Raw genomic sequence first — 6,261 nt, forward strand, 5'->3', positions numbered from 1 at the left:
CTATTTAATCGTTTTTACATAACGTTTTACTTCTTTCATCACTTTTGGAGCCAATAATAATGTTGCAGTCATGGTTGGTATTGCCATTAAAGCAAAAACACCATCAATTAAATTAATCATTAAGCTTAATGATGTAGTTGCACCAATGATAATGCTTAAAATGTAGAAATAATTATAATAATGTTGATGCTTTGCGCCTATTAAAAACGACAAACATTTGCCACCATAATACGCATAAGAAAATAACGATGAGACACTAAACACAGCAATACAACCCATTAATAAATACTTACCATAAACAGGCATAGCACTAGCAAATGCAGAAGCTGTAAGACTAACACCGTTTGCATCGGTTGTTTTCCAAACACCTGTAACTAAAATAGCTAATGCGGTTAGTGTACAAACCACCAAGGTATCTATTGCTGGTCCCATCATAGCTACTAAACCTTCACGAATGGGTTGATTGGTTTTTGCTGCGCCATGGGCTAAAGGTGCTGTACCGATACCTGCTTCGTTACTAAAAGCACCACGCTTTATTCCTAAAATAATTAATGTACCAACTACGCCTCCAAACAGCGCATCTTCTTTAATAAAACTAGCAGTAAACGCATCTGTAAAAATAAGTTTGAAATAATACGGAACACTTTCAATATTAATAATTAAAATGAAAAACACCAATATAAAATAAAGTATCACCATACTTGGGACTAGTTTTGAAGCGACTTTACTAATTCGGTTTAATCCACCTAAAATCACCACCGAAGTAATAGCCACCAAAACCAAACCGATGATTAAATTCGATGTAAAATCAACCTCAAATCCGTTTGGAATCAATACAATATCATTTATTGCTTGCGTTAATTGATTGACGTTAAAAACAGGCAACGCACCTATTAATCCGCAAAGACTAAAAAAGACCGCTAAAGGTTTCCAAGATTTACCTAAACCTTCAACTATAAAATACATGGGTCCGCCTTGTGTTTTGCCTTCACTATCTTTTCCTCTAAACATAATAGCTAAACTAGAGGTGAAAAACTTTGTAGACATACCAATAATAGCACTAATCCACATCCAAAACACTGCGCCTGGTCCACCAAAAGCAATTGCAACTGCTACACCAGCAATGTTTCCCATACCAATGGTAGAAGATAATGCTGTTGTTAAGGCTTGAAAATGTGTGATATCACCTTCGTCTAACTCGTTATCATATTTTCCTTTTAGCACATCTATAGCATGTCTAAAATATCTAAATGGTAAAAATCTGGATAGAATTAAAAGGTATAATCCACCACCTGTTAATAGAATTAATAACGGAAATCCCCAAACCGCAGAAGAAAACGCTTCTACCCAAGTATTGATCTGTTTATACATGCTAACTGTTTTGATTAGTAAATATACATATATTTGTAATCGAATAACTAATGACCGCTTTGAAACCAACACGTCTTTTTTTCTTAGATGCCGTACGTGCGTTTGCCATTTTAATGATGTTGCAAGGTCATTTTATTGATACACTTTTAGACCCAATTTACCGAGACAAAACCAACATAGCTTATACTACTTGGGAATATTTTAGAGGTATTACTGCACCAACTTTTTTTACCATAACTGGTTTAGTGTTTGTCTTTTTGTTATTGCGCGCTAAAGCTAAAAATGAAGATAAATACCGAATAAAAAAAGGTTTTAATAGAGGTTTATTATTGATTGGTATTGGTTATGCATTGCGGTTTTCGTTTTTTAGTTTGTTTAAAGGCGAAATCAACATGTATTTTATCGTTATTGATGTCTTACAATGTATTGGTCTGTCTTTAATTTTAATTATCGGACTTTACCTGCTTACCTTAAAAAACGAAACTATTTTTGCTCTATTAATGCTAATTATTGGTAACGTTATTTTTGTAACCGAACCATTATACCGTACACTACACATAGAAGGTATCCCTAAATTTTTAGCTAATTATTTAACCAAAGAAAATGGGTCTGTGTTTACCATGATTCCGTGGTTTGGCTATGTATGTTTTGGTGCTTTTATAGCTGTTTTATTTCATAAATTTGGTCACAAATACCGTTACAAACAATTTAAAATCACTGGTTTTTTAGTCGTTGGGGTTATATTACTTTTTTGGTCTTCACCTTTTTTAACCTTTTTAACTCAAATTACTGGTATACAACTTTTTGATGATAGCGCTAACTATAATTATCTGTTTACTAGATTAGGTAATGTATTGGTTATTTTTGGACTGTTTTACACCTTTGAGCGGTATTTAAAACAAGCCATTATCACTAAAATAGGACAAAAAACCTTGTCTATTTACGTTATTCATTTTATTATCATTTATGGTAGTTTTACCGGTATAGGTTTAAAGCATTTTTTTTATAAATCACTAACACCAACACAAGCTATTATTGGTGCTATTTTATTTATGGTTGTGGTGTGTTTTATTTCTTTTCATTATGCCAAAACCAACAAGTTTATTTATAAATGGATGCGTAAGGTTTATGAGCGTTTAACAGGATATTAAAAAAAAATAAAACACTGTTAGTCAAAAACTTAAAAACACACTACTCAAATTGAGTATTTAAGCTTTATAAAATTATTAGTATTTTGGGATTTCAAGTTAAAATAACAACTAACTAATCTCTCAAAAATTTTAATAATGAAAACTAAACTAATTACTTTAAGTCTACTACTTTGTAGCGCACTTGCTTTTGCACAAGCAATAACTAACGTAAAAACATTACTTACAGAAACTGAATACGGCAACGCCAGATTATTAGTAACGCCTCTTTCTATTGATGCTCATGCAGAAAAACCTACAAAAACGTCTGGTGTTTACGCTATTTTAGTTTGTTTTACTTATAAAGGAGAACAAAAAGCCATTCATCAAGATTTAACCAGAAAATTTGCCCAAGACGGAGAAGCCGAATTATTCTTAGCAATGGGTGCAAAAAAAGACAATATTGTTATTGGAAATGTTCAGTTTTACAGACGTGACCTTATGTCTTCAGAAAATTATCCTAAAAAAGACGACTGTTATAAATAATTAATCAACATAAATCATAAATTAATATGAAACATTATATTTCTATATTAATCTTTGTATTAGTATGTTCATTTTCTAACGCTCAAGAAAAACAAAATGATGCCACTTGGCAAGAAACTGTAAACTTTCTAAATAAATATAAAAGCTATTTCAAATTAGGATTTACTTACAATAACAACCTAAAAAAATGGGATGAGTATCAAATAGAGCATATATCTATTACTCAACAGTCATTGTACTTTAAAGCCACAAAATATAATTATAAGAAGCAAAAAAGTAAACACATTGAAGTCTCAATTCCTTTTGCCAAATTACAAGATATCTATAGCGGATTTCGTCAAGAAATATCAACCGTAGGCAATAACATTTCGTTTAAATATAGAATGTATGACTACAAAGGAGAAAAAATAGACACTAGATTTAGCAAAGATAGATATGTTAAAACCATATCGTTTAGAATACAAGATGACGAAATGAGAAAACGAATTATAAAAGCTTTTAAGCATTTAATCTATCTAGCAGAACAAAAACGAATAGAAAAACAAAAACAATCAGGAGATAAATTTTAAACTAAATTACCATGAAAACCAAACATCTTTTTTTCACATCAATTTTAAGTGTATTATTCTTTATTAGCGCATCTACAGAAGCTAAAGCACAAAAAATAGTTCAATTTAGCCAGTATAAAATTTATAAAAATGAATATGGCGCTACCAAAATAAAAATTACACCGCATACTAGAAAAGGCAATACAGATTCTAAATATGATAGCAGTTTTAGCGTTTATGGCGTTTTAATTTGTTACACCGTAGATGGTAAACAAAAATCTGCCAGACAAGACATGACTTACGACTTAAAAAACAAAGGTTATTATGAGTTTGGATTAGCTTATGGCAGCAAAGCTAAAGTAGGATCTGTAAGCGTCACTTACTTTAATATGCTAGACACACCAAAAAGTAGTTGGCCTAAAAAAGACGATTGTTATAACTAATTAAAAGTTATCTTTTATAATCCTAAAAAAGCCTATACGATATAGGCTTTTTTTTGATGTTAAATAAAATCAAACATCAGTAAGGTTTAGTATTCTTTAAGGTAACTTTACATAACAATATAGCTTAAATTTTTAGTCAACAAAAAGTGCATTTAGCATTTGAAAAGCATAATCATGAAAACCACACATTATCTATTAACCACTGTTATCCTGCTGATAATTACATCATGCGCGACCACAAAAAACTCAAAATTGTACGGTCACAGTTGGCAATTAGAATATATCTCTGGTACTAAAATAGCTTTTGAAGGTTTATACCCAAATAAAAAACCACAGATATCATTTAATAAAGAAAAACACAAAGTACAAGGCAATAACAGTTGTAATGGTTACTCTGCCAACTACACCATTAAAGACAGCTCTATTTACTTTAGCGAACCAGGACCAAGCACTATGATGTATTGCGGCGAAGGTGAACAAGCTTTTTTAAAAATGATGGAAAAAGTAAACCGCTTTAGTTTTGATGACAATGGAAAACTTAATTTAATGCTAGACAATGTAACTATGCTACGTTTTAAAAAAGTTAAGTAACAATACACCACTACTCTATTAAAGCCTGTTTTTCAGGCTTTTTTTATTGTTAAAAATTAAAATGAAGCGTCATTTGACTTTGTCAAAATTTTCTGCTAACTTCGTTTAACAGTCGATAACGCGAATTGGAAACTCGCTTTATCTTTTCATTACCCAACATATAAAACTATAACATGAAAAAAAACTGTCTTTTTAAACTAATTTTTGTTTTAATTCTACAAAGTACCTTTTCTCAAACTATTGTACAGATGGAAAAAGTCAATGGTGTTTATCAAATTCCATGTAAAGTGAATGGAATAGAGATGAAATTCATTTTTGACACTGGTGCTTCTAATATTTCTATTTCAAAAACAGAAGCTTCTTTTCTCGCAAAACAAGGACTTTTAAAAGAAGATGATATAATTGGGACTCAGAAATTTCGAATTGCGGACGGTTCGATTACAGAAGGAACGAAAATAATAATTAGAGAAATTAAGTTAGGTGACATTTTTATTAATGATGTAAGTGCAACTGTTATTGACAACAATGATGCGCCATTATTATTTGGTCAATCTGCCTTATCTAAATTTGGACGTTTTGAAATTGAAAAAGATATTTTGAGAATATATCCCACGGAAAATAGAAATAATCTAGAATTCCTGGGAATTGACTTAACCAAAACGATTGATGACTTTGGATTAAGTCGTTCAAATCTAACTGAGGCAGACCCAGTAATTGGAATCCCTTTTGAGGTTTGCAATGTGTCAGAAGAGCATGAATTAAAAGGTTTTGGCTTTGAAACGCAATTTTTAATTTTTGATAGAAATGCAAAAATCGTTTCGGTCGGCTTGACAAAGGAATCTAAGGGAAAAAGCAACATTGAAAAAGAAAAATTTGCTAAAGATTTTTTTGAAGACCTATACAGGGAAATGTCTCTAAAATTTGGTTCAACTGAATCAAAAATGTCTAAATCTGCTCAATGGTATAAAAGAAATTTTGATTTAATGATTGGAATTGAGTCTGACCATAAAGTTACACTACTTTATATACCTAGAATTACTGTTAATCCAGACTTAATTATTGATAATAATTCTGAAAATAAAGAATATGTAAAAAATGAACAAGAAATTCCAGAGACAGCAGAAGACTTCTATGAGGAGTTGCGTGATAATGCGGTAAAAACAATGAATACGCACTATGAAGCTATGTCCACGGGTAAATGGAGATTAAATGCTTATAGAAAAAATACAGTAATATATCTCAGCATGGAAAGTGACACGTTTAATATTGACACATCATTATATACGAAAAAAAAACGCAAGAACAATGAACAAACTTTAAGTAAAAATATGGCTTATAAACTTTATGAAATGTATTTTGGTTCAAAAAAGGAAGATACCTTAGAGTATCATACTAGTTTATGGTCTAAAATCGTATTCAATTTTTATTGGACCTATTTGGATGGTACTACTTCAAGTATAGAATATTCAATTTCAGCTGATGACATGCTAAAAATTGGAATTCCCGTTACAAAACAAAAGTTTGATAAATATTGTAAATAAATACGTTGGGTAACAAAGAACTGAGGCAATAAACAAGTAAAATATTAATTATTTATTGCTAGAGTACTTCTATGTTCACCATTGTAAGGCACCC

Annotated in this window: 7 protein-coding genes; 6 read left to right on the forward strand and 1 reads right to left on the reverse strand. The window is 30.8% G+C overall.

The window, feature by feature from the left end; translation table 11 throughout:
* Positions 1-1,371, reverse strand: a complete 1,371-nt coding sequence (locus WA340_RS11840; protein ID WP_336129216.1) for an alanine/glycine:cation symporter family protein — start codon at positions 1,369-1,371, stop codon at positions 1-3.
* 50 nt (positions 1,372-1,421) lie between these two features.
* Here WA340_RS11840 and WA340_RS11845 point away from each other — a divergent pair, with 50 nt between their 5' ends.
* From WA340_RS11845 to WA340_RS11870, 6 genes are all read left to right on the forward strand, one after another.
* Positions 1,422-2,522: a heparan-alpha-glucosaminide N-acetyltransferase domain-containing protein gene (locus WA340_RS11845; protein WP_336129217.1), complete on the forward strand. Its 1,101-nt coding sequence runs from the start codon at positions 1,422-1,424 to the stop codon at positions 2,520-2,522.
* Positions 2,523-2,657: 135 nt separating this feature from the next.
* A complete protein-coding gene (locus WA340_RS11850) occupies positions 2,658-3,044 on the forward strand; it encodes a hypothetical protein (protein ID WP_336070271.1) in 387 nt (128 codons plus the stop codon).
* Positions 3,045-3,070: 26 nt separating this feature from the next.
* On the forward strand, positions 3,071-3,613 hold the full coding sequence (locus WA340_RS11855) for a hypothetical protein (protein ID WP_336129218.1): 543 nt from the start codon (positions 3,071-3,073) through the stop codon (positions 3,611-3,613).
* Between the two features lie 11 nt (positions 3,614-3,624).
* Entirely contained in the window at positions 3,625-4,035 is a 411-nt protein-coding gene (locus tag WA340_RS11860; protein WP_336070274.1) for a hypothetical protein, read from the forward strand.
* Positions 4,036-4,209: 174 nt separating this feature from the next.
* Positions 4,210-4,626, forward strand: a complete 417-nt coding sequence (locus tag WA340_RS11865; protein ID WP_336129219.1) for an META domain-containing protein — start codon at positions 4,210-4,212, stop codon at positions 4,624-4,626.
* 248 nt (positions 4,627-4,874) lie between these two features.
* Positions 4,875-6,167, forward strand: coding sequence for a retropepsin-like aspartic protease family protein (locus WA340_RS11870; protein WP_336129220.1), 1,293 nt, complete (start codon positions 4,875-4,877; stop codon positions 6,165-6,167).
* Positions 6,168-6,261: the final 94 nt, after the last annotated feature.

The sequence above is a fragment of the Mesoflavibacter sp. CH_XMU1422-2 genome (assembly GCF_037029245.1).
GTDB lineage: Bacteria > Bacteroidota > Bacteroidia > Flavobacteriales > Flavobacteriaceae > Mesoflavibacter > Mesoflavibacter zeaxanthinifaciens.